Raw genomic sequence first — 24,614 nt, 5'->3', positions numbered from 1 at the left:
AACGCGTCAGTCGAGCAGGCCGGTCGGCTCGGCGGGGAGACGGCGCCAGGCGGCGTGCAGCCAGATGGCTCCGACGATCGCCGAGCCGAGCCCGACGACCAGCTGCACCGCGCCGTTCGCGCTCGCACCCGTGATCGCGAGCACACCCGTCAGCAGAAGACCCGTGACCGCGAGCACGGAGAGGATGCTGCCCGCAGTCCGAGCGCCCTCCGCCCGCTTCCGCTTGGGCGAGCCGAGGATCTTCCAGATCGCGCCGTAGCCGACGACGATGACCACGATCGAGACCACGACACTCAGGATGCTCGCCGACCGGAACTCGGATTCCTGCTGCCAGTTCGCGAGCGCACCGGCCGCGACCATGACCGCGAGGAGGATCGTGAGCCGCCGGAGCCTCGACACGCGCACCGGGTTGAGCGACCGCTCAGGCTCTGCCGCACGTGGCACGTCGTAGCCCGGGCGAGGTTCTTCGTACGAAGGGGAATCAGGCATGCCTCAAGCCTGCCACGTCGAGCTGATGCCTCCCGGACGAGCGTGGAGTCTTCTCGCCCGCTGGCGCAGCACGTCATCGTCCGATCCGGCACCCGCACCCGCAAGCGCCTGGAGCGCGCCGGCAAGCGCATCCGCGCCCACCGCCTTCGCGCCCGCGTCATCCGCGATCAACTCGATGAGCAGCGCCGTCGCGCGCGACAGGTTCTTCGCGCCCGTGTACCGCGGGAGGCACGCCTCATTGACCTCGGCGAGCCGCTGGGCGAGGGCGTGGAACCTGACCAGGTGACAGCGCTCATGCGCGACGACCGCTTCCAGCTGCTCGCGCGTCAGCAGCTGCTCGAGTCCGCTCGACACGATGACCACCGGAGCGGGCCCGGCCGCCGCGAGCGCGTGCGGCGCCGGGGACTCGACGAAGCGCACGAGGGCCCCGCCGATGCGCTCATCCCTGTAGGACAGCACGCGCGCAGCATCCCGCAGCTCGTCGTTCGCGCGCCTGCCGTCAGCCAGAGCCCGCCCGGAACGACGCGTGACGATGAACCCCCAGCCGAACATGGCGATCAGGCCGACGCTCGCGACGACCGAGGCGAGCGCGATCTCGAAGCCGCTGAGCCAGCTGCCCTCGTCATGCTCCCAGGTGAGCACAGCGACGACCGACAGCGCGACAGCCGCCAGCAGCGCGAGCGAGCCGCCGACGACGGCGCCGTGCCACAGCCCAAGAGCCAGCTGCGGATGCTGCACCTGCCAGGTGCCCCGGGTGAGGAGCGACGGTGCCGCGAGCATCGTGAAGACCGCGAACGCGAGACACGCGAGCGCAGGGATGATCCACACTTCGGATCACTCGCGTCCGGGCAGGAACCCCGGACGCCCGCTTGGAGCCATGGTGGAACCCGGTCCGGCTCCGGCTAGCTGGCCGATGCGGGCTCGGAAGCCGAGACAGGCGAGTGCTGCAGAGCCGCGCGAAGGAGGTCTGCGTCACGGGCGTCGAGGTTGCCCGCGAACTTCAGGAGCGCGGCCTCGCGGCCGTCGATCGTCTTGAGCGCATTCAGCATCGCCCTGGAGGCGTGCTCGGCCTCGGTCTGCGTCGCAGCGAAGCGGATGCCGCGCTGCTCGTGGCCGACGCGCGTCACATCACCCTTCGCCCGCAGGCGGTCGAGGGCGGTGAGGATGGTCGTGGACGCGGGAACCCGGCCCGGGAACCGGTCCTGGATCTCACGGGCCGTGAGCGGCTCGTCGGCGGTCCACAGGAGCCGCAGCACGACGAGTTCGAGCTCACCCCGTGCTCGAGTGCGAGTTCCTGGCATTGTGCTGCTCCAATTCTTGACGCGGATCTGCCGTGGGGAACGTCACCCAGATCTCCGCGAGCCTTCAGGCTATCAAGCTCAACGGCCTGTCGCGCGCGTCGCTCTACAGTTTGTAGACTTGCACCAGCCCGTGACCCCAGCGGGATCGTGTCCCGCTGAGGGAAGGCGTGGAGCCCAATGAGAAACGTCAGCACTCGTCTGCTCATGAGCTGTGCCGCGATCGGAGTCGCGGGCGGAGTCGTGTTCACCGTCAACGCCTACATCGGCGGCGCCGTCTCGAATCTCCTCCCACTCGTGTACGGGCTCACGATCGGCCTGTACTTCATTCCGGGGGCACTCGCGCAGGCGCTGTTCCGCCGCCCGTGGGTCGGCCTCATCACCTCGGCCCTCGCCGGACTCGTCGCGAGCCCGTTCCAGCCCATCGCGTTCGGCGCGTTCCTCATCGGCGTCGGCATCGGGGTGCTCCAGGAGCTGCCATTCCTGGTCACACGCTTCCGACGCTGGTCGGCGTGGCTGTTCCTCGCCGGGTCGCTGTTCGCCGGCCTCGTCATGACCGCCGCCGCGTTCCGCATCCTCGACGGCGGCGGGTACGACGCGCTCGGCACGGCGCTCCTCATCGGCAGCTTCCTCGTGTCGCCTCCGCTCTGCACGATGCTCGCGGTCTGGCTCGCGAAGCAGCTCGAGCGCGCGGGCATCGGCCGTGACCTGCGGCTCGCGGAAGACCGCAGAGCACCCAGGTGACGTCCCCGCTCCTGCGGGTCGAACGTCTCTCCGTCACCCACTTCGACGCTGCGGCTCCGCGCCCCGACGACGTCTCGTTCTCAATCTCCCGCGGCGAGGCGGTGCTGCTCCTCGGCCCGTCCGGGTGCGGCAAATCGACGCTCGCCCGCGCACTGAACGGGCTCATCCCGCAGTCGCTCGGCGCAGACGTGACCGGGAGGGTGCTGCTCGCGGACGGCGCAGACGAGTCGAAGGCAGAAGGAGCGGGCGGGGCGCGGGCGGAAGGGGCGCGGGCAGGCGCCGACTGGCGGGACGTCGCCGAGCTCGGCGTCGCCGCCGCAAGCCAGTACGTCGCCATGGTGTTCCAGGACGCGGACGCGCAGATCGTGTCCGGCCAGGTCTTCGACGAGGTCGCCTTCGGGCCAGAGAACCTGGGCCTACCGGTCGCGGAGATCGAGACGAGGGTCAAGGCGGCGCTCGCTCAGCTCGGGCTGTGGCCGCGACGAGACGACTCCCCCGACGTGCTCTCCGGCGGGGGACGACAGCGACTCGCGATCGCGAGCGCCCTCGCCATGGGCTCGCCGCTGCTGGTGCTCGACGAGCCCACCGCGAACCTCGACCAGGCCGCGAAGCACGCCATCTACCTGGCGCTCGGTGAGCTCGTGCGCGCTGGCACGCACGGCCTGCTGCTCATCGAGCACGACCTCGATGAGGCGCTGACGATCGCCACCCGCGTCATCGTGCTCGACTCCGCAGGGCGCCTGGTGCTCGACGGCCCGCCTGAGCAGGTCTTCGGGCGCCATGAAGCCGAGCTCCGCGAACTCGGGGTCTGGTTCCCCGTCGCACACGAGGCCGCGGCGGTCTTCACCGAGGCCGGCTGGGATCTGGGCGCGGCACCGCTGCCGCTGCTCGGCACCGAGCTCGCGCGGCGCCTCGAGCACGCGGCCTCACCGACAGCGACCGACCTGCGCATCGGTCTGCGGCCAACTTCGGTGACTACTCGCGCCGAATCGACCACAGACACCCCTGTGACCCAGCACTTGTCACCGAAGTCGGCCGCGTCCCCCGAGCAGTCCGGAACGCAACCGGCCTTCCATCGCCTCGACGTCCGCGAGCTCACCGTCACCCGCGGCCGCACACAAGTGCTCGGGCCAGTTGCCCTGAGCATCCAGCCCGGCACGATCACGGCCGTCGTCGGGCACAACGGGGCAGGCAAATCGACCCTGCTGCAAGCCCTCGCGGGTGTGCGTCGCGCGCCGCGAGGCACCGTGCTGCTCGACGGGCAGGACATCTCCCGGATGCGGGCGGGTGAACTCCGCGCCCGCATCGGTTACGTGTTCCAGAACCCGGAGCACCAGTTCCTCACGCACACCGTGCGAGACGAGCTCGCGTTCGAGATCGGGCGAGGGGCGGCGGATGCACGGAGCCGGGTCGACGAGATGCTCGAGCGCTTCGGGCTCGCCGAGCACGCCGACCGGCATCCGTTCCTCCTCTCCGGCGGTCAGAAGCGGAGGCTCACGGTGGCCGCCGCCCTCCTCGACGGGGCCGACGTGCTGGTGCTCGACGAGCCGACCTTCGGGCAGGACAAGGCGCGCGCCGATGAGCTCGTCTCGCTGCTGCGTGAGCTCCACCGAGACGGGGCCACGCTGGTGCTCGCGACGCACGACCTGCAGCTCGTGACGGAACTCGCGACGCACCTCCTGGTTCTCGAGGGTGGCGTGGTCGCCGCGCACGGCGAAGTCGGCGACGTCGTGTCCTCCGGTGCGCTCGAGGCCGCGGGCCTTGGCCTGCCGCCGCTTGCGCGCGCACTCGCGGACGTGCGCAGTCACCCAGGCCTGCGCGGCATCACGTCGATCTCTCGGCTCGAGGCTGAGCTCGCTCGCCAGTCCTCGGCGAACCTGCGCGGTGCGTCGTGAGCGCAGGCGACGCACTCGCCTCGCGGCCCAGTGTCGCGCGCTCGCGCGCCGAGCGCCTGCCCTGGCTGCACCGGCGCACCCCGCTCGTGAAGATCGCCGCGACGTTGCCCGCGATCATCGCGATGTTCGTGGTGCGCGACGCTTTCAGCCCAGCGCTGCTGATCGTTCTCTGCGGCATCGCGATACTGAGCGGGGCGCGCTTGTCTGCCCGAAGCGCCCTGCTGCTGATCGCCGGCGTGCCCGTCGTGCTGGCGGTCCTGTCGGTGACCCTCGGCGTCTGGGTCGACCCGACGGTGTCCGGCGAGACGACAAGCGCCGCTCCCCTGCTCGCCGCGCTCGCGCTCGACGGTACGGCGACCATCTTCGAGGTCGCCGGCCGGCCCTTCACGGTGGCCGCCTGGGCCACCGGACTCGGCACAGCGCTCCGCCTCGTCGCGATCGTGCTGCTGTCGCTCGTCGGCGGAATCGCCACGGCGGGCGACGACTTCGTGCGCTCCCTGGTGCAGCACCTGCACGTGCCCTACCGCTTCGGCTACGCCGCGATGGCCGCCTTCAGGTTCGTGCCGAGGTTCCGGTCTGAGCTCGAGGTGATCCGAGCCGCCCGGCGCGTGCGCGGCGTCGATCGAGGTCGGGGGCCGCTCGCCTGGCTTCGCTCGCAGCTCGACGTCACGATCCCTCTGCTCGCGGGCGCGCTGCGGCACGCTGACCGGGTCGCGCTCTCGATGGATGCGCGCGCGTTCGGGTTCGCCCCGACGCGCACCGAGCGCCACATCCTCCGCACGGACGCCGCCGACTGGGCGCTCGTCGCCGTCGCGTGGACCGCGACGGCGGCCGCATTGCTCGCGTCGAGCCACCTGGGCTGAACGATCCCGCCATTCTCGGGATGGGTTCCTCATCTCGGGATGGGGTGCAACCCATCTGGAAGTGAGGAACCCATCCCGAGACCGAGGGCAGTGCCTCGTCGGGCGATGACGCTACTCGCTCGTGTTCTGCCCGAAATTGCTCTCGGCCACGCCCCACTCATCTGGCCCGCTCGCGACGCGCTTGTCGTGCTTCTCCGCTTCCTCGACCTCAGCCTCAAGCTCCTGCGGAGTGTCGACGGGCTCCGGCTCGAAGAGCGAGCCCGCGTCGGGGAAGAGGTGGCCGTCGCCGTTCGCACGCTCGTTGGCGAGCTGCTCGGTGCTGATGCGCGCCGCGCTCTCGTGGCCCGCGCTCTCGCCGCCGGAGCCTTCACCGTTCGCCGCGACGTCCTCGCCCGCGCTTGCCTGGTCTGCCCGCGCCCGCGGGTCGTTCGCCTGCTGTTCGCTCATGCGTCCAACGCTACGCGGCGATCATCCACGTTTCGGGTGCGGCACGGACGACGATGCCCCTCTGGACGAAGGGTGTCTTCGTTTAGAGGGGCATCGGTCGATCGGCTGGCGCCGGGCGCCTAGTCTGCGTACGCCATGAAGGCGTCGAGCTCGGCGCCCCCGGGGCGTGCCGGGATCATGGGCGCGTCGATCTCGGCCCGCTCGAGCAGCTCGGACATTCGGCGACGACGCTGCTTCGGGATGACCGTGACCACCGTGCCTCGCTGTCCCGCGCGACCCGTTCGGCCGGAGCGGTGAAGGTACGACTTGTACTCCTCAGGCATGTCCGACTGGATCACGAGACGGATGTCATCGACGTGGATGCCGCGCGCGGCGACGTCGGTGGCGACGAGCACGTTGACCTTGCCGCTCGTGAGCAGGCGCAGGTTGTGCGTGCGTCGCCCCTGCGTGAGATCGCCGTGGAGCGCTGCCGCGGGCACGCCGGCCATCGACAGCTCGGTGGCGAGCCCTTCGGCGGCGATGCGTGTCTTCGTGAAGATGAGCACGCGCCCCCCGGAGCCGGCGAGCTGCTCGATGACGGCGCGCTTGTCGTCGCGCTCGACGACGAGGACGCTGTGGTCGATGTCGGTGTGCTGCTCTTCCTCGCCTGCCACCTCGTGCACGGATGGCTTCTTGAGGAACTCCGTCACGAGTCGCTGCACGGCCGCGTCGAGCGTCGCCGAGAACAGCAGGCGCTGGCCGCCGGGCATGGTCATGCGCAGGATGCGCTGCACGGGCTCGAGGAACCCGAGGTCGCACATCTGGTCGGCTTCGTCGAGCACGGTGATCTCGACCTGGTCGAGCCTCAGGAAGCCCTGGCGCTCGAGGTCCTCGATGCGGCCGGGGGTTCCGATGACGATGTCGACGCCGCGTCCGAGGGCCGTGACCTGACGCTGCTGCGGCACGCCTCCGTACACCTGGGTCGTGAAGAGGCCTACGCTGCGTGCGATCGGCTGGATGGTGCGGTCGATCTGCAGGGCGAGCTCGCGAGTCGGCGCGACGATGAGCGCGCGGGGCGCGCGCCCGATCTTGCGCTTGCTGGCGTCGGCGTCGCGGCCGCGCGCGACGCTGAGCCGCTGCACGAGGGCTGCACCGAACGCGATCGTCTTGCCGCTTCCGGTCCGGCCACGGCCGAGCACGTCGCGCCCCTGGATCGCATCCGGGATCGTCGATGCCTGGATGGGGAACGGGCTCGGTGCGCCGAGTTCGGCGAGCGCGTCGACGATGTTGGCGCCGAGCCCGAGGTCGCCGAAGCTCAGGCCGTCGGCGTTCTTCGCGCCGACCGCGGTCGGGGCGAGACGCTCGAGCACGCGGTCCTCGTCGTGAGAGGGAGCGCGGCCCGCGGCGGACTGGCTGTGGCTGCGGTAGTCCTGGATCGCCCCGCGCTGCGGCTGATTCGCGCCGCGAGCCGTGGGGTCGAAGTGCTTGGCGCTGCGGTCGCCGCGCGAGCCGGCCGCCGGCTGACGCCCATGCGACTGGCGGAGGGCGTCGTGGTGGTGACGGTCGATGCGCTCGTTGCGATCGGAGAACTGCCCGTCGCGTCCGCGAGCGCCGCCGCGCGCTGATGCTGCTCCGCGCGCGGGTGCTCCTCGGCGGGTGCTGTAGCGGTCGTCGCCGCGGGGACGGCTCTGGTCGGAGCCGCGCGAGCCGCCGCGGTCGCGGTCGCCGCCGCGGTCGAAGGAATCGTTGCGGCCGGACGCGTCGTAGCCGCCACGACGGTCTTCGCTGCGGTCGCTGTAGCCGCCACGACGGTCGTCCGAGCCTCGGCCGGCGCTCCGCCGGTCGTCACCTGGCCGGGTGTTGCTGCCGTAGCCGCCTCGGCGGTCGTCGCCGCGTCCGGCATAGCCACCGCGGCGGTCGTCGCCGCCCGCGCGAGTTCCGCCGGACCGGCGGTCGTCTCCGCGGAAGGCGCCGCGCTCGCCGCTGCTCGCCGCGCCCGAGCCGCGTCGGTCGTCGCGTCCTGCGGAGCTCCCGCGGCGGTCGTCGCGTCCGGCGTAGCCTCCGCGACGGTCGTCTCCGGCCGCCCCGTCTCGGCGGTTCTCGCTCACCCAGCGTGGGTTGCCGCCGGGGCCGGCGCCGCCGCCGGCGCGGGCGGGTCGCTCGCCGCGGCCCGCAGAATCCTTGGGGATGTAGTTGCTCGCGGGCTTGAACCCGCCCTTTGCTTTGCGCTTGGGCATGTGTGCCTTCTCCAGATCTGGCACGCTGCTCACACAGAATTCGGCGCATGCCCAACTTGCCAGGCTAGCTCACGTCGCCCGCTCTGACCAGACGGGAACGTGCGGCGTCCCGAACTCTCGCCGGAATCCGCGACCGAGCGGGTCCGGATACGTCCTCGCGCTCCGATCCCCCAACCGGGTCAGTCGACGTCGTTGGCGGCCAGTTCTTCCTCGATGCGCGCGTCACGTCGAGCGCGGCGTCGCTCAAGCGGGCCTTCGACCACCGTGTAGAGCGCGGGGAGCACGAGGAGCGTCAGGACGGTTGAGGAGAGGAGTCCTCCGATGACGACGAGGGCGAGGGGCTGCGAGATGAACCCGCCGTGGCCGGTGATGCCCAACGCCATTGGCGTGAGGGCGAGCATCGTCGCGAGGGCGGTCATGACGATGGGACGGACTCGGCGGGCGCCGCCGGCGAGGATGGCGTCGCGAACGGCGAGTCCTCGCTCCCTGAACTGGTTGACGAGGTCGATGAGCACGATGGCGTTCGTGACGACCACGCCGATGAGCATGAGCACGCCGATGAGCGATGCGACGCCGAGGGGAACCCCGCTCGCGAGCTGCAGCAGGATGGCTCCGGTCGCGGCGAAGGGTACCGAGACGAGGAGCAGCAGCGGCTGCAGGAGGCTCTTGAACGTCGCGACCATGACGATGTAGACGATGAGGATGGCGGCGAGCAGTGCGAGTCCGAGCTGCTGGAAGGCGGCGGCCTGGTCTGAGCTGACGCCGCCGAGCACAGCCGTCGCGCCTTCTGGGAGTGTCAGCGAGTCGAGCTGCTCGGTGATGAGTGCGTTTGCGGAGCTCAGGTTGTCGTCGGTCGGGACGACGGTGACGGAGGCGAGGGGCACGCCTCGCTCTGACGAGATGGAGACTGGTCCGTCGACGATCTCGACCGTCGCGAGCGTGGTGAGCGGGACGGGCCCGAGCGCGGTTGGGATGCTCGTGGCGCGAAGCGCATCGATGTTGGCGGGTGGTTCCGCCCCGAGCAGCACGACCTGCACGCTGGCGCCGTCGACGGTGAGGGAGCCGACGGGGGTGGGCTGGAGCTGCTGGGCGACGATGCCGCCGATGGCGGTCTGGCTGAGCCCGTACTGGGCGGCCGTCGCCTGGTCGATATCCATCTGCACGAAGGGGCGGGTCTCGTCGAGGTCGCTCGTGACTTCCCCGAGTTCTTCGACGCCGGTGAGGGTGGCGACGACCTGGTCGCTCGCCTCGCGGAGCGTTTCCGCGTCTGGAGCCGTAAGGTCGACGCTGATGGCGCTGGAGAAGCCGGCGCTTCCGCCGCCGCCGACGGAGATCTCGCCAGCTTCTTCGGGGAGGGCGTCGAGTTCTTCGCGCAGTTCGGCCTGGATCGCGTCGGAGTCGGCGTCTGTCGATGTGGTCACGGAGAAGCTGGCGCGTGAGGCGCCGCCGCCGGTGAAGAGCGAGGCCGCGCCGCCTCCGCCGATCGTGAGCTGCACGGTCTCGACACCTGGCTTGGCTCGCAGGATGTCCTCCACCTGCGAGGCGGCTTCCCCGGAGGCGGCGAGCGTGAGGTTGGGTTCGAGAGCCTGCGTCACCGTGAAGCTGTTGCTGCCGGTGTTGCCGAGGAAGTTGGTCTTCATGAGCGGAGCGAGGGCGCCCGTGAGGATGAGGATGAGGACGGCCGCGCCGAGGGTGATGAAGGGTCGGCGGAGGGTCCATCCCAGCACCGGCTCGTAGCCGCGCTGCAGCCAGCTCGATTCCTCGTGCGCGGTCGCGAGCTCGGAGTCGGGGCCGTGCTCTGCACGACCTGCGACACCCGCTCCCTGTTCTGCCTGGCGGCGGCGGGCTCGGCGCGGGTGGAGCTCTTCGTCGTCACTCCGCAGACCGAGGGGTGCGAACCTCCCGGCGTCACGCTGCGCGCGTTCGCGGCGCGGGCGCACTCGAACGGCCTCGACGGGGCCGTCGCTGCTCGCCGTCTCCGTCTCCGTCTTCGTCTCCGAGCCTTGGACGGCGACGACGTCCGTGGCGGGTGCGGATTCGCTCGCGAGCACGTGCTCACGTTCTCTGCTCGGCTCCGAAGGCGTCGACGCGTCACCGGTCTCGGCGCCGTTGTCGGCGCCGTTGCCGTTGCCGTTGCCGTTGCCCGACCAGGTCTCCGCCGTGCCGACGCGGGCGCGACGCTTGAGGTGCCGCCCGCCGAGCATCCAGTAGGCGTGCACGGGCACGATGGTGAGGGAGACGAGCAGCGACGCCAGCAGGGCGATGACGCTCGTGAGCGCGAACGGGCGGAAGAGCTCTCCGGAGATGTCGCCGACGAACGCGATGGGGAGGTAGACGGCGACGGTGGCGATCGTCGCGCTGGTGACGGCGGTGGCCACCTCGCGGACCGCTTCGGAGATCACTCGCACGCGTTCGCTGCCCCGCAGGCTGGCGCCGGGGTGCATCGCCATGTGCCGCTTGATGTTCTCGATGACCACGATCGAGTCGTCGACGACTCGACCGATCGCGATGGTGAGCGCTCCGAGCGTGAGGATGTTGAGGGAGTACTCGGCGGCTTGCAGGCCGATGAAGGTGACGAGCAGCGAGGTCGGGATGGAGATCGCGGTCACGAGTGTCGCGCGGAACGACAGCAGGAACACGAAGATGACGATGACGGCGAAGACGAGCCCCAGGAGTCCTTCGACGACGAGCGTGTCGATGGACTGCTGGATGAACGGGGCCTGGTCGAACACGATCTGCAGGGTCGCGCCCCCGCCGATAGACGCCTGGAGCGCGGGCAGCGCATCCCGAACCGCCTGGGAGACCTCGACGGTGTTGGCGTTGGCGAGCTTCGTGACGGAGACCGTGAGGGCGTCTTCGCCGTTGACGCGGGAGATGGAGCTGGCGGGCTCCGGTCCGAGCTCGAGCGTGGCGACGTCGCCGAGGGTGGTCGTGGCGGGGTTCGCGCCGCTGAGCGGAAGGGCGGCGATGGCATCGACGTTGTCCAGCAGCGTCCCGGCCTGCACGGTGAGGGCGTCGTCGCCCTCGGTGATCTGGCCGATGGGGATGAGCGTGCCGGCGGCGTCGAGCGTGTCGCGGATGCTCTGGATGCTGGCGCCCGCGCCCGCGAGCGCCGCCTGGTCTGGGGTGATCTCGATGCGAGAGACCGGTGCGCCGCTGACCGCCGCTTCGCGGACCCCGTCGAGTTCGGTGAGGCCGGGCACGGTCGAGCTCTCGAGGCTCGCGGCCAGCTCTTCGGCGTTGGTGCCGCCGGTGGCCGCGATCTGGATGACCGGGAAGTCATCGATCGATCCGCTGAGCACGGTCGTCTCGGTGCCCTCGGGGAGTTGGCTCTCGATGCGGTTGAGGGCCTGCTGGATGCGCTGCTCTGCGTAGACCGTGTCGGTGCCGTACTCGAATTGGACCGTCACCGAGGAGAGGTTCGCGCTGGAGGTGACCTGGGTCGAGGAGAGCCCTTGGAGCCCCTGGAGCGACGTCTCTACGAGGCGGGATACGTCCTCGTCGACGATCTCGGGCGAGGCGCCCGGGTAGCTCGTGACGACCGAGACGATGGGCAGGGAGACCGACGGGATCAGTTCCTGCTTGAGCGAGGTCATCGACAGGCCACCGAAGAGGAGCACGGAGAGCGTCACAAGGGCGATCAGCGCGCGGTTTCTCAAGCTCATCTCAGCGAGTTTGTGCACTCGGTCAGTCTTGCACGCACCTCCGACAGTCTCCGGAACCCCGCTGAGCGCCTCCCGAATCCGTGGTCAGGAACTCATTCGAGGGTTCTCTGAGCGCAACGGCCCAGTCAGCTCACCCCGGGCGCCAGCACGAGGCTGAGGGCCGGCAGCGGCAGCGCGAAGAGCAGACCAGCGGTGAGGTTGAGCAGCAGATACCGTCTGAGGATCGCGGCGAATTCGCGCAGGATCGCACTCGGCCAGTAGTAGCGGGCGACGGGCGCCTGCACGGCCTGCGCATCGATGCCGAGCTCGCGCGCCAGCATCGCCGCTCGCATGGCGTGGTAGTTGCTCGTGGCGATGATGCCGGGGCCCGTGACGCCCTCGCGCTCGAGGATCGCCTTCGTGAACCGCAGATTCTCCTCGGTGTTGACCGACTCCTCCTCGCTCAGGATGCGGGGGCCGGCCACGCCGACTGTGACCTCCCGGCTCCCGAGGTCACCGCCCGCGTTCGCTGGGTCGAGCGCCCACTCGCGCATGGCACGACCCTCGGCCAGCGCCTCGTCGCTGCCCTGCCCGCCGGACATGACGACGACCGCAGCCCCGACACGGTGCGCCGCATCCAGGCCCGTCCGGATGCGAGACGCGAGCAGTGGCGGCACGCGGCGTCCGCCGGACAGCCCGGAGCCCAGCACGATCACCCACGTGCCGGCCGCGCCGCGCACCAGCCGAGCGTAGAGCCACGAGTAGCCGAGGAACAGCACGAAAGCCGCCCCGAGATAGGCCGCGCCGAGGGCGACGAAGAGGGCCACCGCGAAGAAGATCCGGTCGTCGATCAGCACTGCTGCGAAGGGGAGCGCGGCCAGGGCCGCGAGGACGACGGCGAGCACCAGCGAGAGCAAGTTGCCGAGCGAGCGCCCCTCGCGCCGGAGCATGCGCGCCCCGTTCAGCAGCAGGGTGACGATGAGCACGAGCAGCAGGAGCGGGGAGAGGATGAGCGGCAGCCCCGTGACCGCGCCGACGAGGCCGGCGAAACCGCTGCTCAGGCCGGAGAGCGCTGAGGTCACTGCGATGACGGCGGCAACGAGCCAGACGCCGTTGCTCAACCTCCGCGGCTCCTCGCGCGTCCGCCGCACGGCGATGACGGCCACGAGCGCGGCCAGCCCGAAGAGGATGAGCGTGGAGAGCAGCGCGATGCCCGTGATGCCCAGAATCTCCATGATGCGCGTCGCCTTCCGTTCCCCACCGCCGAGCGACGGCGGAACGGGCTCAGTATGGCCTACGCGCTCGGGGCCGCGACCGCCCGCCCGCATTTCGCGATATAACGCGAATACTCAGAATCGCGATATAACGTGACCGTCGGTTGCCGGACTCACCGCCCGGAACGCATCCAGAACACCTCCCGAGGAGCAGCCATGGCCATTGAACAGTGGATCGTAGACGGGCCCCGCGTCATCGACGTGCAGACCGTCCGCAGCGTTCGCGCGAGACTCGCAGGCGGCGCCATCAGCGTGCTCGCGCACGACGAGCCGAGCACCCGCATCGAGGTGTCCGCCATCACCGGCCGTGACCTCAAGATCGCCATCGATGGAGACCAGCTCCTCATCGACCACCCCCAGCTGTCGTGGACCGACGTTCAGACCTCCGCGAAGACGATCTGGAACCAGCCGACCGTCGTCGTGAGCGTGCTCGTCCCAGCAGGTGTCGACGTCGACATCCTCGGCGTGAGCTCAGAGGTGCTGGTCGCAGGCATCGACGGACGCATCGATGTCAACACCGTCGGCGGCGAGCAGTTCCTCGACGCCACCCAAGGCGAGCTGCACCTCAACTCCATCGGCGGCGAGATCAGCGTCCGCGGTCACGCTGGCAAAGCCGTGGTGAAGACGGCATCCGGCGACGTCACCGCGACAGGCCCCATCGTGAGCTTCGACGGCAGCACAGTCTCAGGAGCAACGATCGTTGACGTCACATCCGGATCCCCCACCCTCGTCGCCAACAGGTCGGTCAGCGGGGCAACGACCGTGCGACTCCCGAGCGGAACGCACCCCAGCTACCAGGTCTCGACCGTCGGCTCCTCCGTGCAGCTCGACGGCCTGCACCTCGAACCGCTCAGAGGAACCACCTACCGCTCGGAGCCCGTCAAGGGCGAGGTCACCGACGTGCGCATCAGCACCGTCACCGGCCGCGTCTCCGTCATGCTCTCCGCGCGCACCCCGCGGGCAGGCGACACACCGGCCGACTTCGATGAGCGCATCGACGCCCGCATCGCGCCCGCGACCGAGGATGACCACGCCAGCACGCCCGCAGCAGGGACCGCGAAACCCGACACCGCGGGCGCCGATGCCGAACCAGGCGGCAACATCGAGGTCGACGCCAGCGCCGACGCTGACACCGCATCAGACGCCACGAAGCCAGGAGGCACCGCATGACCCCGCCAGTCTTCGCCCACGGGCACCTCCGCCTCTACCTGCTGAGCCTCCTCGAGGACCAGCCACGCCACGGCTACGAGCTCATCCAGGCACTCTCCGAGCGCTTCGACGGCACCTACTCGCCGAGCGCCGGCACCATCTACCCGCGCCTCGCGAAGCTCGAAGAGGAAGGCCTCGTGACGAAGCACAACGACGGCCGCAAGAGCGTCTATCGCATCACGGAAGCGGGGCGACGCGAGCTCGACTCGAGACGCGATGAGCTCGCCGCCATCGAGCAGGACGTCGACTCCTCCGTCCGCCGCCTCGCCGCGGACGTCCGGCATGGCCTCGCCAGCGCGCGCGAAGAGCTCCGCGCCGAGTTCGCGCGCCTCGCCCAGGAACTCGGGCCGGACGCACGTTCGGGCTTCGAGAAGGCGGCAAGCGCGGGAGCAGCTGGAGCTGCATCAGCTCGCGGGTTCTTCGCCGGCGCGGCAAAGGGCTGGAACGAGCCCCGCGACGCCCCGTTCTCCACCCCGGGCAAGACGGCTCCGGGATCCTCTGCGCCCGGATTCGGCGACGGCACGACGGCGTCCGGCGAGCCGCGCCCGCAGGACCCGCCACAGGCTCCGCCGACGCCCGAGGCCCCGGGTGCGCCGGGTGCATCGAGCTCGGGCCACCGCACGCACGGCAGGTTCGACACCTGGGCATCGGCGACCAGCTCGCACGTCTGGAACGACGACAGCGGCAGCGACAGCAACAGCAACAGCAACAGCGGCACGAGTGAGGCTCCGAAAACCGGGACCACGAGTTCTGCGAGCAACCCGCGGCGTGATGCCGGTCGTGAGCAGCTCGAGGCTATGTCCCAGGCGGACCTCGTGCTCAACAAGTTCAGGCACGAGCTTCGGCAAGAGCTCCGCGCCGCGCAGAGCGCGCAGCACCTCTCACCCGGGATCGTGACGTTCCTCGACCAGGAGCTCGAACGAGTCCGCGAGCGCATCTCTCACGCTCTCGGGGCTCGCGACGAGAAGGACTCGCCCGGCGCCTGAGTCGCGGTATCGGAGGGCCGCTTCCCATGACGGGAGACGGCCCTTCGGTGTCCGCGGCGAACCCGGCGACCGTTGCGACCCGCGCCCGACCGCACGGAGGATTGCCCCTTTCCCCGTCCAACTTCGGTGACTAAACGGTGCTTCTGGCTCGTTTCGTGCGCCGGACGCCGCCGTCTGTCACCGAAGCTGGCCAGCGGGCGGGACCCTCGGAAGCGGGCTGGCGCCACCCTCGCCCTGGGAGTACGGTTGCCGCGTGCGAACGCAAGCCCGACTCCTCCTCGCCGTGTTCCTCGGCGGAGCCCTCGGCACGCTCGCCCGGGTGTGGCTCGGCTCGGTCGTCTCAACCGCGACGATGCCGCAGGGCACGGCGGACCTCGTCGAGCTGTCAGCCGGAAGCATGCACGTCCTCGATTCGGACATCCTGGCGGCCCTGATCGCCAACCTCGCGGGGTCGCTGGCTCTCGGCATCGTGGCGGGTGCCCATTGGCCTGCGCAGCGCGCCGGGTGGCGTGCGGCGCTCGGCCCTGGCTTCTGCGGAGGCTTCACGACGTTCTCGCTCATCGCGCTTGCGCTGGCGCTCGTCTTCTCCACGTCCGCGTGGGCAATCGCCGCGTTTCTGCTCGGCACGCTCGGCGGGGTCCTCGCGATCGTCCTCGGCCGCGCTCTCGGGCGCCGCATTTCTCCGCCGCCGGCGGGAGCGGGAGCGCGCTGATGGACGTCCTCTTCATCCTCGGGGTTGCCATCGCCGGCGGTGTCGGCGCCTGCGTCCGCTACGTCGCCGTCGAGGGGTGGCCGCGGGTCCCGGCTCACCACACAGGTGCCGCGCTGGCCGGTTCTGCCACGGCGGCTGACGCTCGGCTCCCCCGCCGCGTGGCGCCAGAGTGGCGCCTCATGATCGTGAACGTGATCGCATCGTTGCTCGCCGGGTTGGCGGCGGGACTGCTGCCGCTCCCGACCGTCGCCTCGATGGTCGTCATCTCGGGCTTCTGCGGCGGGATGAGCTCCTGGAGCTCAGTGATGCTCGACGCGGCGAACGCGCTCAGCGCGAGGAAGCTCGGCAAGACCGCGATCATCGTGGTCGTCCAGATGCTCTGGGGCGTGTTCGCGGCCCTGATCGGCGTGACGGTCGGTCAGCTGCTCGGCGCCAACCTTGGACTTGGCCTGCTCACCTGGTAGCGACACCGTCGGCGCCAGGGCACCGCGGGTTATCCTCGCGGATGACGCGCATCCCGGAAAGCCCTCCTCCAGGAGGGGACGGATGAGCCCCCAGATGGTCGAGGCGCGGCCGCCTGTGCGGGCACCTTGGAACCATGACTTCTCACCCAGGCTTCCAGACACCAGCGGCGCCGCGTCCTGGCGCTCAAACCTCCACCGCTGCCGGCGCCCATCACCCCGACGCCGTCCTCGCGGCGCACTCGCTCACGAAGACCTACGGCGCCACGGTCGCGCTCGCCGGCGTGAGCCTCGCGGTCCGGGCGGGCGAGGCGCTCGCGATCATGGGCGCTTCCGGCTCCGGGAAGACGACGCTGCTGCACAGCCTGGCGGGCATCATCACCCCGGACTCTGGCAGCATCCAGCTGCACGCTGAGGGTGGCAGCCGTGAGATGACGGACATGTCGGAGGCGAAGCGCACCGACCTGCGCCGCACCGAGTTCGGCTTCGTGTTCCAGGAGGGGATGCTCCTCCCGGAGCTCACGGCGCTCGAGAACGTCGCCCTCGCGGCCATGCTGTGCGGCGTCGAGCGCAAGCGCGCCGAGCACGCCGCCGGCGAGTGGCTCGCGGCCATGGGCCTCCGCGGCATGGAGGCGCGTCGCATCGGCGAGCTGTCCGGTGGCCAGGCGCAGCGCGTCGCGATCGCCCGCGCCCAGGTCACGGGCGCCCGCATCGTGTTCGCCGACGAACCGACGGGTGCCCTCGATTCGGCAACGAGCTCCGACGTCATGACGGCGCTGCTGGCCGCGACCTCCCGCGCCGGTCGGAGCCTGGTCGTCGTCACGCACGATCCCGAGGTCGCGGCCCGCTGCGACCGCACCGTGCGGATGCGCGACGGCCGCGTCCTCGACGACTCGGCGGCCCGCGCATGAGCGCCGCGCGAGGGGCGAGCTTCCCGGGACCCACCGGCGACACGCTCCCGTCCGCGGGCGCCACGCCGACCGCCAGCTCGACGGTCGCTCAGGGCCCGCGCATCCCGGGTCCCGCGCCTCGCGGAACCGGACGCATCCCGGCGCTCACGCTTTTGCGGATGCTCACCCGGCCCGGCACCGTCGGCGTCGCTGCGGTCGCCCTCCCCGCCGTGGCGTTCGCTGTCGTGACGGCCCTCACGCTGATCGTCGTCGGCGGCACCATCATGCTCTTCAACCCGCCGGCCGGCATGCAGTCGCACGGCTTCTTCGCCGTCTTCGCGCTGACCCTGCTGGCCGTGCCGCTGCTGACGCTCGGCGTCGCCGCCGCGCGCCTCTCCACGAGGCGACGCGACGACCGGCTCGCGACGCTGAGACTGCTCGGCGCGTCCACGACCGTCGTGACGATGCTCGCAGTGGCCGAGGCGACACTCATCGCCGTCGTGGGCATCCTGGCCGGGACGGCGCTCTACGCGGCGCTGCTTCCCGTCGTCGGGTTGCTGCACTTCTACGGCGGGGCCGTCGGGGCCGCGTCCCTGTGGGTCGGGTTCCCGATCCTCGCCGCGACCGCCGCGGGCATCGCGGTGCTAGCCGCGGCGAGCTCCTTCGCCGGACTCGCCGCCGTGCGCGTCACACCCCTCGGCGTGCGCAAGCGCGACAAGGCACCGCGGGTGAAGTGGCTCGCACTCGCTGGCGGCGTCGTCGCCCTGCTCGTCGCGCTCGGCCTCGTCAGCTTGGCCCAGGGATTCGTCTCGGCGCTCGGCATCGTCGGCATCGTCCTCGCCCTGTTCGTGCCGTTCGCGATCGGGATGCTCGCCATCAACCTCGCAGGCGGACCGCTCGTCGGGCTGATCGGTCGGCAGATGGCGAAGCGCGCGAAGACGCCGGCTCGCCTCATCGCGGGGCGCCGCCTCGCGGAGGCGCCCGGCGTGGCCTGGCGAAGCGTGTCCGGTATCGCGATGATCGCGTTCGTCGCCGTCATCAGCGGCAGCGGACTCGCGTTGCTGGACATGGTGGGCGGCACCGAGGGGGTCTCGGCGGAGGACCTCACGCTCATGACCGACCTCCGGACTGGCGTCTTCCTGACGCTGTTCATCGCCTTCCTCATGCTGGCGTGCACCGTGGGTGTCTCGCAGTCCGCCGCGATCCTCGATGAGCGCAGGCTGCTCATCTCCCTGGACCGCACGGGCATGCCGCGCACGGTCTTCGAGAAGGCGCAACGGGCGCAGGTCTGGGCGCCCCTGCTGCTCGCCGCACTCGGCGGGGCGGGCGCCGCGGTCGCCCTGGTGCTGCCGATCGTCGGCGCCTCCCTGCTCGTGGCGCCACTCGCGATGCTCACGATGGCGCTGTGCTTCGCGCTCGGGTTCGGCGCCGTCTGGCTGGCCCTGCTCGGCACTCGCCCCGTCGTCACGTCGGTGCTCGCCTCACCGCACCGCGGTTAGCTCGGGGCGCCGGGCGCGGGGCGCCGGGCAGGCCCTACTTGACGTCAGCTGGGGTCTCGCCGAGGCGGTCGAACACGCCCTCGGCGAGGCGTTCAGCGTCGAGCCGGGCTGCGACGGGGTTGCGGCGGTTCGTGCCGTAGCCGAGGAGCGCCACACGGTTGTCGCGGCGGCTCCATCCGTCGCGTAGCCGGGCCATCCCTCCCTGCTCGCGCAGCTGCAGGGGCGCGAGGTGCCGCATCGTGGGGCGGCTGCCCGTCGCCCAGATGATCGCGTCCGCCTCGAAGCGGTCGCCGCTCGCGAGTGTGACGCCGTCCGGCTGGATGCTCGCGAGCGGCCCCCGAGACACGAGCAGCCCGCGGCGGATCGCGGCGAGCGTCCCCCTCGAGAGGGGGATGCCGCGGACGCTCACCTCGCTCGGGAGGCGCTCCCCGCGCTCGACGAAGCGCACGAACTCCGCCTCGTGGCGCGCATCCATGTCGCGCTGCCGCGAGTCGGTGCGGGACGGCAGCGTGAGGCGCGGGAGCTCATGGAAGTCGGGCTCGCGTCGGGTCGACCATGCGGTCGCCGCCGCGATCGGCTCGAGCTCGCGCAGGATCGTGACAGCTGAACGGCCGCCACCGACGACCATGACGCGCTTGCCCGCGAATCCAGCCAGCGACTCGATGTGGGCGGATGGCAGCTGCTCGCCCGCGAAGTCCAATGCCCCCGGATACCAGGGCACGAACGGCGACGACCAGTCGCCCGTGGCGTTGATGACGTATCGCGTCGTGATGGTCCGGGGCGGACGATCACGCACCTGGATGTGCACCGTCAGATGCGGGGAGCGACGCATCGCCTCGACCCTCAGCACGCGCACGGGCCGCGCCACGAACAGGTCGTAGGCATCCTCGTAGCGGCGCATGAGCGGCGGCATGATGTCGCGGACGATGGCCTCCGGATCCTGGTCGCTCAGTCGGATACCCAGCTCGGACAACCCGGGAGGCCCCGTGAGGAGCGGCGTGTGACCGACCGTCTGAAAATCCCAGCCGCGCCCCCACGACCCGCCGGGCTGGGGCTCTGCATCGAAGACCACGAAATCCCGCAGCGGACGCAGACCCATCTCGGCGAGCGTCGCGGCGACGGTCACACCTGGCACGCCCGCGCCGATGACGACGAGGTCGATGTCGGTCTTCACGCTGTGCACGTCCGGCTTCCTGTCGAGGCGCTGGGGGCGCACCTGTGCGGTCACTCGGACGGTCGACGAGCTTCCGTCCGGTAGGGGTCAGTCTAGAGACGCGGGGTGACGTGGCCGGGTCGGCGCACCGAAGATTAGCTCGGCCGCCGTGGTAATGTGAGCGTCAGATTTTCGTTAACGACGTGCGACCGGGTGGCCATTCCTGCCCGGCCCGATTTATAAGGGGGTTACGCATGGGGCGTGGCCGTCAAAAGGCGAAGCACACCAAGGTCGCCCGTGAGCTCAAGTACTCCGTACATGAGACGAACTATGACGCGCTGGCACGTGAACTGTCCGGTGGCTCCTCGAGCTATCCGGCGACGCAGCCAGTCACTGAAGAACCAGCCGACGACATCCTCTCGAAGTGGTCCGAGTACCTCGACGATGATGACGCCGACGAAGACGATGACGCGAGCGGCTACGAGCAGAAGCGCGCGTAGGCGTCTGCGAACGGCTCCCCCGAGCCGCGCAGTTGCCGTCTGCCTCTGAGCCGAACTCGAAATCCCCAGTGATCGAACTCCAGCCGCCGAGCTTTCCCGCTGCCATTGCTGTGGCGGTCATCCTCATCGTCGGCAACCTCGTGAGCATGCTCACGGTTCGCTGGGGTGCGGATGGTCGACTCGACCGCTGGGGGTATGCGGGCTTGCGGACGGCGGCGACCCGTTCCTCAGACGAGGCCTGGCGCGCCGGGCACGAAGCGGCGCTTCGACCCGCGAACACGGGAGCTGGGGCCGGCATCGTGTTCGCGGTCGTATCCGTGCTCTCCGCCGGAACAGTCGCGCCGTACCTGGTATCGCTCGCCCTCGCAGTCGTGGCGACGCTGGCGGGCGTCATCTCGAGTCTGGTGATCGCTCATCGGGCGGCGAAGGGCGTCGCGGGCCTGTAGGCGGGGTTCAGCAGCAGCGTCCCTGCGGGTTCCTGTCCTGCTCGTCGGTGCGCTCCCTCCAGAACGCACGCTCGCCCATCGGCTCGACGCCCGGATGCGCGCGGCGCTGGTGCGCGACGTACACCTCGTAGGCGTTGTCGCCCATCATCGACGTCACGTACCAGCGGATGGCCCGCAGGACGCGCCCGACTGTGTCCACAGCCAGGCGCATCCCAGAGGTCGGAGTGCTCGTCACGTCAGTGCCTCACGATGTCGGGGCGCTTGTCGGCGGGGACCGCGTCCCATTCGCGCTGCAACTCTCGCTCCGGCTTGGTCGGCAGGAACCCCGCTGGGGCGTACAGCCGCGACGGCGTCACCGGGTCCTCCGTGCTCTGGCCGAGGTCGCCCCGCATCGCGCGGAAGGTGCGGACGAGCGCGGCGACGATGACGATGATCGACAGCGTCACGAACAGGATCGACAGGGAGCCCTGCACGGTGGTGTTGCGCACGACCGCTTCCATGGCCTCGACGGTCTTCGCGTTGCCGAAGCTCGTCTCGCCAGCCGCGAGCGCATCCCGGAAGGCCGCGTTCTGCGCCCAGTACCCGACGGCGGGGACCGGCGAGAAGATCTTGAACGCCGACGCCGTGATCGTGACGACCGCGACGAACGCAAGCGGGAGCGCGACGATCCACATCCACTTGAAGAGGCCCTTCTTGGCGACGATCGTGAGGCAGATCGCCAGCGCGATGGCGGCGAGCAGCTGATTCGCGATGCCGAACAGCGGGAAGAGCGTATTGATGCCACCCAAGGGGTCGGTGACGCCCATGATGAGGATCGCGCCCCAGCCCGCCACCATGACAGCGGTGGCGATCCAGGCGCCCAACCTCCAGTCGGGATCGCGGAACTTCGGCACGAAGTTGCCGATCGCATCCTGCAGCATGAATCGGGCGACTCGGGTGCCGGCGTCGACAGCGGTGAGGATGAAGAGCGCCTCGAACATGATCGCGAAGTGGTACCAGAAGCTCATCATGCCGACGCCCCCGATGAACTGCTGCATGATCTGCGCGAGCCCCACGGCGAGGGTCGGTGCGCCGCCCGTGCGGGACACGATGCTCTCCTCGCCGACGTTCGTCGCCATCGTCGAGAGGGCATCCGGCGACAGGTTGACGCCAGTCAGACCCAGAGAGTTGACGAACGCGACGGCACCTTCGATGGTGCCTCCCGTGGCGGCCGCCGATGAGTTCATGGCGAAGTAGATGCCCCGGTCGATGGAGAGCGCCGCGACGAGCGCCATGATGGCGACGAACGACTCCATGAGCATGCCGCCGTAGCCGATGAAGCGGGTCTGCTTCTCTTTCTCGACGAGCTTCGGGGTGGTTCCGGATGCGATGAGCGCGTGGAACCCGGAGAGGGCGCCGCACGCGATCGTCACGAAGAGGAACGGGAAGAGCGAGCCCGAGAAGACCGGACCGTCGACGCGGCTCGCGAACTCGCTGAACGCCGGCACCTCGATCTCGGGGCGCACGACGACGATCGCGCCGGCGAGCATGACGATGACGCCGATCTTCATGAACGTCGACAGGTAGTCGCGAGGTGCGAGCAGGAGCCAGACGGGGAGGACGGCGGCGACGAAGCCGTAGATGATGATGCCCCAGGCGATGGTCGTGCGGTCGAGCGTGAAGAGCTGCGTGCCCCACTCGGTGTCGGCGATCCAGCCGCCGACGACGATCGCGAACATGAGCAGCACGAAGCCGATGATGGAGATCTCGGTGATCTTGCCCGGGCGCAGGTAGCGCAGGTAGAGCCCCATGAAGAGGGCGATCGGGATGGTCATGGAGACGCTGAAGACACCCCACGGGCTCTCGCCGAGCGCGTTGACGACCACGAGCGCGAGGATCGCGACGATGATGATCATGATGACGAGCGTCGCGATCTGCGCCGCGATGCCGCCGATCACGCCGAGCTCGTCGCGGGCCATCTGCCCGAGCGAGCGACCTCCGCGGCGGGTCGAGAAGAACAGGACGAGGTAGTCCTGCACGGCACCCGCGAGGACGACGCCGACGATGATCCACACCGTGCCGGGCAGGTACCCCATCTGCGCTGCCAGCACCGGACCGACCAGAGGACCTGCGCCGGCGATCGCCGCGAAGTGGTGGCCGTACAGCACGCGACGGTCGGTCGGCACGAAGTCCTTGCCGTTCGCCTTGTACTCGGCAGGTGTCGCGCGGCGGTCGTCAGGGCGTGTGAGCTTGCGCTCGATGAGCTTCGAGTAGAAGCGGTAGGCGATGAGGTAGGTGCAGACGGCGGCGAACACGAACCAGATGGCGTTGACCGTCTCGCCACGGACGATCGCGAGCATCGTCCAGGCCAGACCGCCCAAGAGCCCGACGCCGACCCACAGGGCGACCTTCGCCGGCGCCCACCTCGGCTTCTCGGCGTCTGGGTCGAGATCCTCCACCGCTACAGGTGGCAGTTCAGGGTCGCGGAGTGCTGCTCCGCTGTTCTTCGCGTCGTGGCTCACAGGTCGCTCCTCGTCGAGTGGCTGTCGTGGAGTCCACGATGGACCATGCCACCGACACTCGCCACCTCCGGAAGGAGGGAGTGACCGGATCGAGACCCGGACGCCCGACGGACTCGGTCAGACCCCGTCGCGGAGGTTGCGCGCGAAGCTCGCCGCGCGCGTCCGCAGGTTCTCCGTGCGCTGCTCGCGCGCCGCATCCCGGTCATAGCCGATGTACGCGGACGGAGGCAGGCGGCGCACGTTCGCCGAGCACTCGAACGCAGCGCACACGAGCGTCCCGACGGTGTCGCCGCGCCGGCCCGCGTCCCCCGTGCGCTTCGCGCTGTAGAAGACGACATCGTTCGGCAGCGTCACGTCCTCGCACCACGAGCACATCGCCCGACGCGTCGGCAGCTTGCGCGCCCGCTCGAACACGATCCCCACGAGCTCGCCGTCGACGGGGACCACCGCGTAGGCGCGACGCCCCAACTTCGGGTCCGTCCAGCCAAGGTAGTCGCGTCGCCCCCAGTCGATATCGTGGAAACCGGGCGGCAGGGTCACGTCGCTGACCTCCTTGCGCGAGGCGTTCACGAACGCATCCCGAATCTGGGCCTCGGTGAGCTGCTGCATCCGACGAGCGTACCGACCCGAACGGTCAGAGGCCGTCAGCAAACTCCGCGAGCGCCTTCGCCAGGGGATCCGGGGCACCGATGGCGACGTAGTGACCACCCGGCACGACAACCGCCTCGACCCCGGCGCGGTCGCGCGCATGCTGCTTCGCGAACTCGAGCGGGAAGAACAGGTCGTCCTCGGCGGCGATGAACCCCGTCGGCGTCTCCCGGCCCACTCCGGGCCACGGCGCATCCATCCACGACCCCGTCTCCTCGCGGACGTGCGCCTTCGCATCGACGACCAGGTCGTCTGGGACCAGGTTGTAGAAGACGAGCTCGTCCTCGGAATCGACACCGAGCGCGCTATGGCCCGTGGCATCCCACCACTCCTGCATCGTCTCCCCCGGCTTCGGGGTCATCCCGGCGACGTACACGAGCCCGTCGGCGTCCAGGCGCTCAGCCACGAGCGCGGCCGTGAAGCCGCCAAGCGAATGGCCGACGATGACCAGCTGCTCGCCCTGCCCGTCACCGTCGGAGCTGTCGCCCCTCGCCTCGTCGAGCTGCGCGGACACCGAATCGGCGTAGTCGACGAGCGACAGGCCCGGCTCCTCAACCGGCAGGTCGACCGCGATGGCGCGGTGCCCCGCCTCCTCGAGCTTCGGCACGACAAGGTGCCAGTCCCAACTCGACGATCCTCCACCGTGGATGAGCACAAACGTCGCCATGGTGTTCCCCGTTCCCGCATCAGTTGTCTGTGAACGGATGCACATGCATCCGACTGCCAAGCCTGGGGGCCG

At 70.2% G+C, this 24,614-nt stretch carries 23 protein-coding genes; 11 read left to right on the top strand and 12 right to left on the bottom strand.

All coding sequences use genetic code 11. From position 1 onward, the window contains the following. Positions 1-6: 6 nt before the first annotated feature. The 3 genes from ABVF28_RS00630 to ABVF28_RS00620 all read right to left on the bottom strand — a co-directional run bounded on the left by ABVF28_RS00630 (position 7) and on the right by ABVF28_RS00620 (position 1,790). Positions 7-489 (bottom strand): hypothetical protein, encoded by a 483-nt coding sequence (locus ABVF28_RS00630; protein ID WP_371029102.1) that lies wholly within the window; start codon positions 487-489, stop codon positions 7-9. 3 nt (positions 490-492) lie between these two features. After that, complete coding sequence (locus ABVF28_RS00625) at positions 493-1,317, bottom strand: M48 family metalloprotease (protein WP_104310427.1); 825 nt, start codon at positions 1,315-1,317, stop codon at positions 493-495. A 74-nt stretch (positions 1,318-1,391) separates the two neighbouring features. After that, positions 1,392-1,790 (bottom strand): BlaI/MecI/CopY family transcriptional regulator, encoded by a 399-nt coding sequence (locus tag ABVF28_RS00620; protein ID WP_104310426.1) that lies wholly within the window; start codon positions 1,788-1,790, stop codon positions 1,392-1,394. Between the two features lie 177 nt (positions 1,791-1,967). Between ABVF28_RS00620 and ABVF28_RS00615 the strand changes: the two genes are divergently transcribed. From ABVF28_RS00615 to ABVF28_RS00605, 3 genes are read left to right on the top strand one after another with little or no spacing between them, the layout of a single operon-like run. After that, complete coding sequence (locus ABVF28_RS00615) at positions 1,968-2,531, top strand: ECF transporter S component (RefSeq protein WP_371029101.1); 564 nt, start codon at positions 1,968-1,970, stop codon at positions 2,529-2,531. Then, complete coding sequence (locus ABVF28_RS00610) at positions 2,528-4,426, top strand: ABC transporter ATP-binding protein (RefSeq protein ID WP_371029100.1); 1,899 nt, start codon at positions 2,528-2,530, stop codon at positions 4,424-4,426. The genes ABVF28_RS00615 and ABVF28_RS00610 overlap by 4 nt, the downstream gene beginning before the upstream one ends. Continuing rightward, positions 4,423-5,289: an energy-coupling factor transporter transmembrane protein EcfT gene (locus ABVF28_RS00605; RefSeq protein ID WP_371029099.1), complete on the top strand. Its 867-nt coding sequence runs from the start codon at positions 4,423-4,425 to the stop codon at positions 5,287-5,289. Before ABVF28_RS00610 ends, ABVF28_RS00605 begins: the two co-directional genes overlap by 4 nt. 111 nt (positions 5,290-5,400) lie before the next feature. Here the strand turns inward: ABVF28_RS00605 and ABVF28_RS00600 are convergent, their stop codons facing one another. From ABVF28_RS00600 to ABVF28_RS00585, 4 genes are all read right to left on the bottom strand, one after another. Next, entirely contained in the window at positions 5,401-5,736 is a 336-nt protein-coding gene (locus tag ABVF28_RS00600) for a hypothetical protein (RefSeq protein ID WP_371029098.1), read from the bottom strand. A 119-nt stretch (positions 5,737-5,855) separates the two neighbouring features. After that, a complete protein-coding gene (locus ABVF28_RS00595) occupies positions 5,856-7,952 on the bottom strand; it encodes a DEAD/DEAH box helicase (protein ID WP_371029097.1) in 2,097 nt (698 codons plus the stop codon). Positions 7,953-8,131: 179 nt separating this feature from the next. Beyond that, complete coding sequence (locus ABVF28_RS00590) at positions 8,132-11,617, bottom strand: efflux RND transporter permease subunit (protein ID WP_371029096.1); 3,486 nt, start codon at positions 11,615-11,617, stop codon at positions 8,132-8,134. A 125-nt stretch (positions 11,618-11,742) separates the two neighbouring features. Continuing rightward, a complete protein-coding gene (locus ABVF28_RS00585) occupies positions 11,743-12,831 on the bottom strand; it encodes a YdcF family protein (RefSeq protein ID WP_371029095.1) in 1,089 nt (362 codons plus the stop codon). 195 nt (positions 12,832-13,026) lie between these two features. Between ABVF28_RS00585 and ABVF28_RS00580 the strand changes: the two genes are divergently transcribed. The 6 genes from ABVF28_RS00580 (at position 13,027) to ABVF28_RS00555 (ending at position 18,627) form a co-directional block, all read left to right on the top strand. After that, a complete protein-coding gene (locus tag ABVF28_RS00580) occupies positions 13,027-14,040 on the top strand; it encodes a hypothetical protein (protein WP_371029094.1) in 1,014 nt (337 codons plus the stop codon). Next, on the top strand, positions 14,037-15,065 hold the full coding sequence (locus ABVF28_RS00575; protein WP_371029093.1) for a helix-turn-helix transcriptional regulator: 1,029 nt from the start codon (positions 14,037-14,039) through the stop codon (positions 15,063-15,065). The genes ABVF28_RS00580 and ABVF28_RS00575 overlap by 4 nt, the downstream gene beginning before the upstream one ends. A gap of 253 nt (positions 15,066-15,318) precedes the next feature. After that, positions 15,319-15,777, top strand: a complete 459-nt coding sequence (locus tag ABVF28_RS00570; protein ID WP_371029092.1) for a CrcB family protein — start codon at positions 15,319-15,321, stop codon at positions 15,775-15,777. Then, positions 15,777-16,241, top strand: coding sequence for a CrcB family protein (locus tag ABVF28_RS00565; protein WP_371029091.1), 465 nt, complete (start codon positions 15,777-15,779; stop codon positions 16,239-16,241). Before ABVF28_RS00570 ends, ABVF28_RS00565 begins: the two co-directional genes overlap by 1 nt. Before the next feature lie 134 nt (positions 16,242-16,375). Further along, positions 16,376-17,149 (top strand): ABC transporter ATP-binding protein, encoded by a 774-nt coding sequence (locus tag ABVF28_RS00560; RefSeq protein ID WP_371029090.1) that lies wholly within the window; start codon positions 16,376-16,378, stop codon positions 17,147-17,149. Beyond that, complete coding sequence (locus ABVF28_RS00555) at positions 17,146-18,627, top strand: permease (protein WP_371029089.1); 1,482 nt, start codon at positions 17,146-17,148, stop codon at positions 18,625-18,627. The genes ABVF28_RS00560 and ABVF28_RS00555 overlap by 4 nt, the downstream gene beginning before the upstream one ends. Positions 18,628-18,661: 34 nt before the next feature. Here the strand turns inward: ABVF28_RS00555 and ABVF28_RS00550 are convergent, their stop codons facing one another. Next, the gene (locus tag ABVF28_RS00550) at positions 18,662-19,855 is read right to left on the bottom strand and encodes a flavin-containing monooxygenase (protein WP_371029088.1); all 1,194 of its coding nucleotides are present in this window, start codon (positions 19,853-19,855) and stop codon (positions 18,662-18,664) included. A 179-nt stretch (positions 19,856-20,034) separates the two neighbouring features. Between ABVF28_RS00550 and ABVF28_RS00545 the strand changes: the two genes are divergently transcribed. Beyond that, positions 20,035-20,280, top strand: coding sequence for a DUF3073 domain-containing protein (locus ABVF28_RS00545; protein ID WP_104310410.1), 246 nt, complete (start codon positions 20,035-20,037; stop codon positions 20,278-20,280). Between the two features lie 68 nt (positions 20,281-20,348). After that, the gene (locus ABVF28_RS00540) at positions 20,349-20,726 is read left to right on the top strand and encodes an SdpI family protein (protein ID WP_104310409.1); all 378 of its coding nucleotides are present in this window, start codon (positions 20,349-20,351) and stop codon (positions 20,724-20,726) included. 7 nt (positions 20,727-20,733) lie between these two features. Here the strand turns inward: ABVF28_RS00540 and ABVF28_RS00535 are convergent, their stop codons facing one another. From ABVF28_RS00535 to ABVF28_RS00520, 4 genes are all read right to left on the bottom strand, one after another. Next, on the bottom strand, positions 20,734-20,961 hold the full coding sequence (locus ABVF28_RS00535; protein WP_371029087.1) for a YbdD/YjiX family protein: 228 nt from the start codon (positions 20,959-20,961) through the stop codon (positions 20,734-20,736). A 1-nt stretch (position 20,962) separates the two neighbouring features. Then, positions 20,963-23,227: a carbon starvation CstA family protein gene (locus tag ABVF28_RS00530; RefSeq protein ID WP_371029086.1), complete on the bottom strand. Its 2,265-nt coding sequence runs from the start codon at positions 23,225-23,227 to the stop codon at positions 20,963-20,965. A 117-nt stretch (positions 23,228-23,344) separates the two neighbouring features. Continuing rightward, complete coding sequence (locus ABVF28_RS00525) at positions 23,345-23,836, bottom strand: FBP domain-containing protein (protein WP_211892238.1); 492 nt, start codon at positions 23,834-23,836, stop codon at positions 23,345-23,347. A 25-nt stretch (positions 23,837-23,861) separates the two neighbouring features. Then, a complete protein-coding gene (locus tag ABVF28_RS00520) occupies positions 23,862-24,542 on the bottom strand; it encodes an alpha/beta fold hydrolase (RefSeq protein WP_371029085.1) in 681 nt (226 codons plus the stop codon). Positions 24,543-24,614 lie beyond the last annotated feature (72 nt).

The sequence above is a fragment of the Pseudoclavibacter sp. JSM 162008 genome, assembly GCF_041366455.1.
Classification (GTDB): Bacteria; Actinomycetota; Actinomycetes; order Actinomycetales; family Microbacteriaceae; genus Pseudoclavibacter.
Note: the sequence above shows the minus strand (reverse complement) of the source record. Positions and strands in the feature narration are given on the sequence as shown.

Coding starts and splice junctions, on each gene's coding strand:
- ABVF28_RS00630 (WP_371029102.1), bottom strand. CDS start 489: ATGCCTGATTCCCCTTCGTACGAAGAACCTCGCCCGGGCTACGACGTG.
- ABVF28_RS00590 (WP_371029096.1), bottom strand. CDS start 11,617: ATGAGCTTGAGAAACCGCGCGCTGATCGCCCTTGTGACGCTCTCCGTG.
- ABVF28_RS00545 (WP_104310410.1), top strand. CDS start 20,035: ATGGGGCGTGGCCGTCAAAAGGCGAAGCACACCAAGGTCGCCCGTGAG.
- ABVF28_RS00575 (WP_371029093.1), top strand. CDS start 14,037: ATGACCCCGCCAGTCTTCGCCCACGGGCACCTCCGCCTCTACCTGCTG.
- ABVF28_RS00560 (WP_371029090.1), top strand. CDS start 16,376: ATGACTTCTCACCCAGGCTTCCAGACACCAGCGGCGCCGCGTCCTGGC.
- ABVF28_RS00620 (WP_104310426.1), bottom strand. CDS start 1,790: ATGCCAGGAACTCGCACTCGAGCACGGGGTGAGCTCGAACTCGTCGTG.
- ABVF28_RS00525 (WP_211892238.1), bottom strand. CDS start 23,836: ATGCAGCAGCTCACCGAGGCCCAGATTCGGGATGCGTTCGTGAACGCC.
- ABVF28_RS00615 (WP_371029101.1), top strand. CDS start 1,968: ATGAGAAACGTCAGCACTCGTCTGCTCATGAGCTGTGCCGCGATCGGA.
- ABVF28_RS00565 (WP_371029091.1), top strand. CDS start 15,777: ATGGACGTCCTCTTCATCCTCGGGGTTGCCATCGCCGGCGGTGTCGGC.
- ABVF28_RS00555 (WP_371029089.1), top strand. CDS start 17,146: ATGAGCGCCGCGCGAGGGGCGAGCTTCCCGGGACCCACCGGCGACACG.
- ABVF28_RS00580 (WP_371029094.1), top strand. CDS start 13,027: ATGGCCATTGAACAGTGGATCGTAGACGGGCCCCGCGTCATCGACGTG.
- ABVF28_RS00595 (WP_371029097.1), bottom strand. CDS start 7,952: ATGCCCAAGCGCAAAGCAAAGGGCGGGTTCAAGCCCGCGAGCAACTAC.
- ABVF28_RS00600 (WP_371029098.1), bottom strand. CDS start 5,736: ATGAGCGAACAGCAGGCGAACGACCCGCGGGCGCGGGCAGACCAGGCA.
- ABVF28_RS00585 (WP_371029095.1), bottom strand. CDS start 12,831: ATGGAGATTCTGGGCATCACGGGCATCGCGCTGCTCTCCACGCTCATC.
- ABVF28_RS00520 (WP_371029085.1), bottom strand. CDS start 24,542: ATGGCGACGTTTGTGCTCATCCACGGTGGAGGATCGTCGAGTTGGGAC.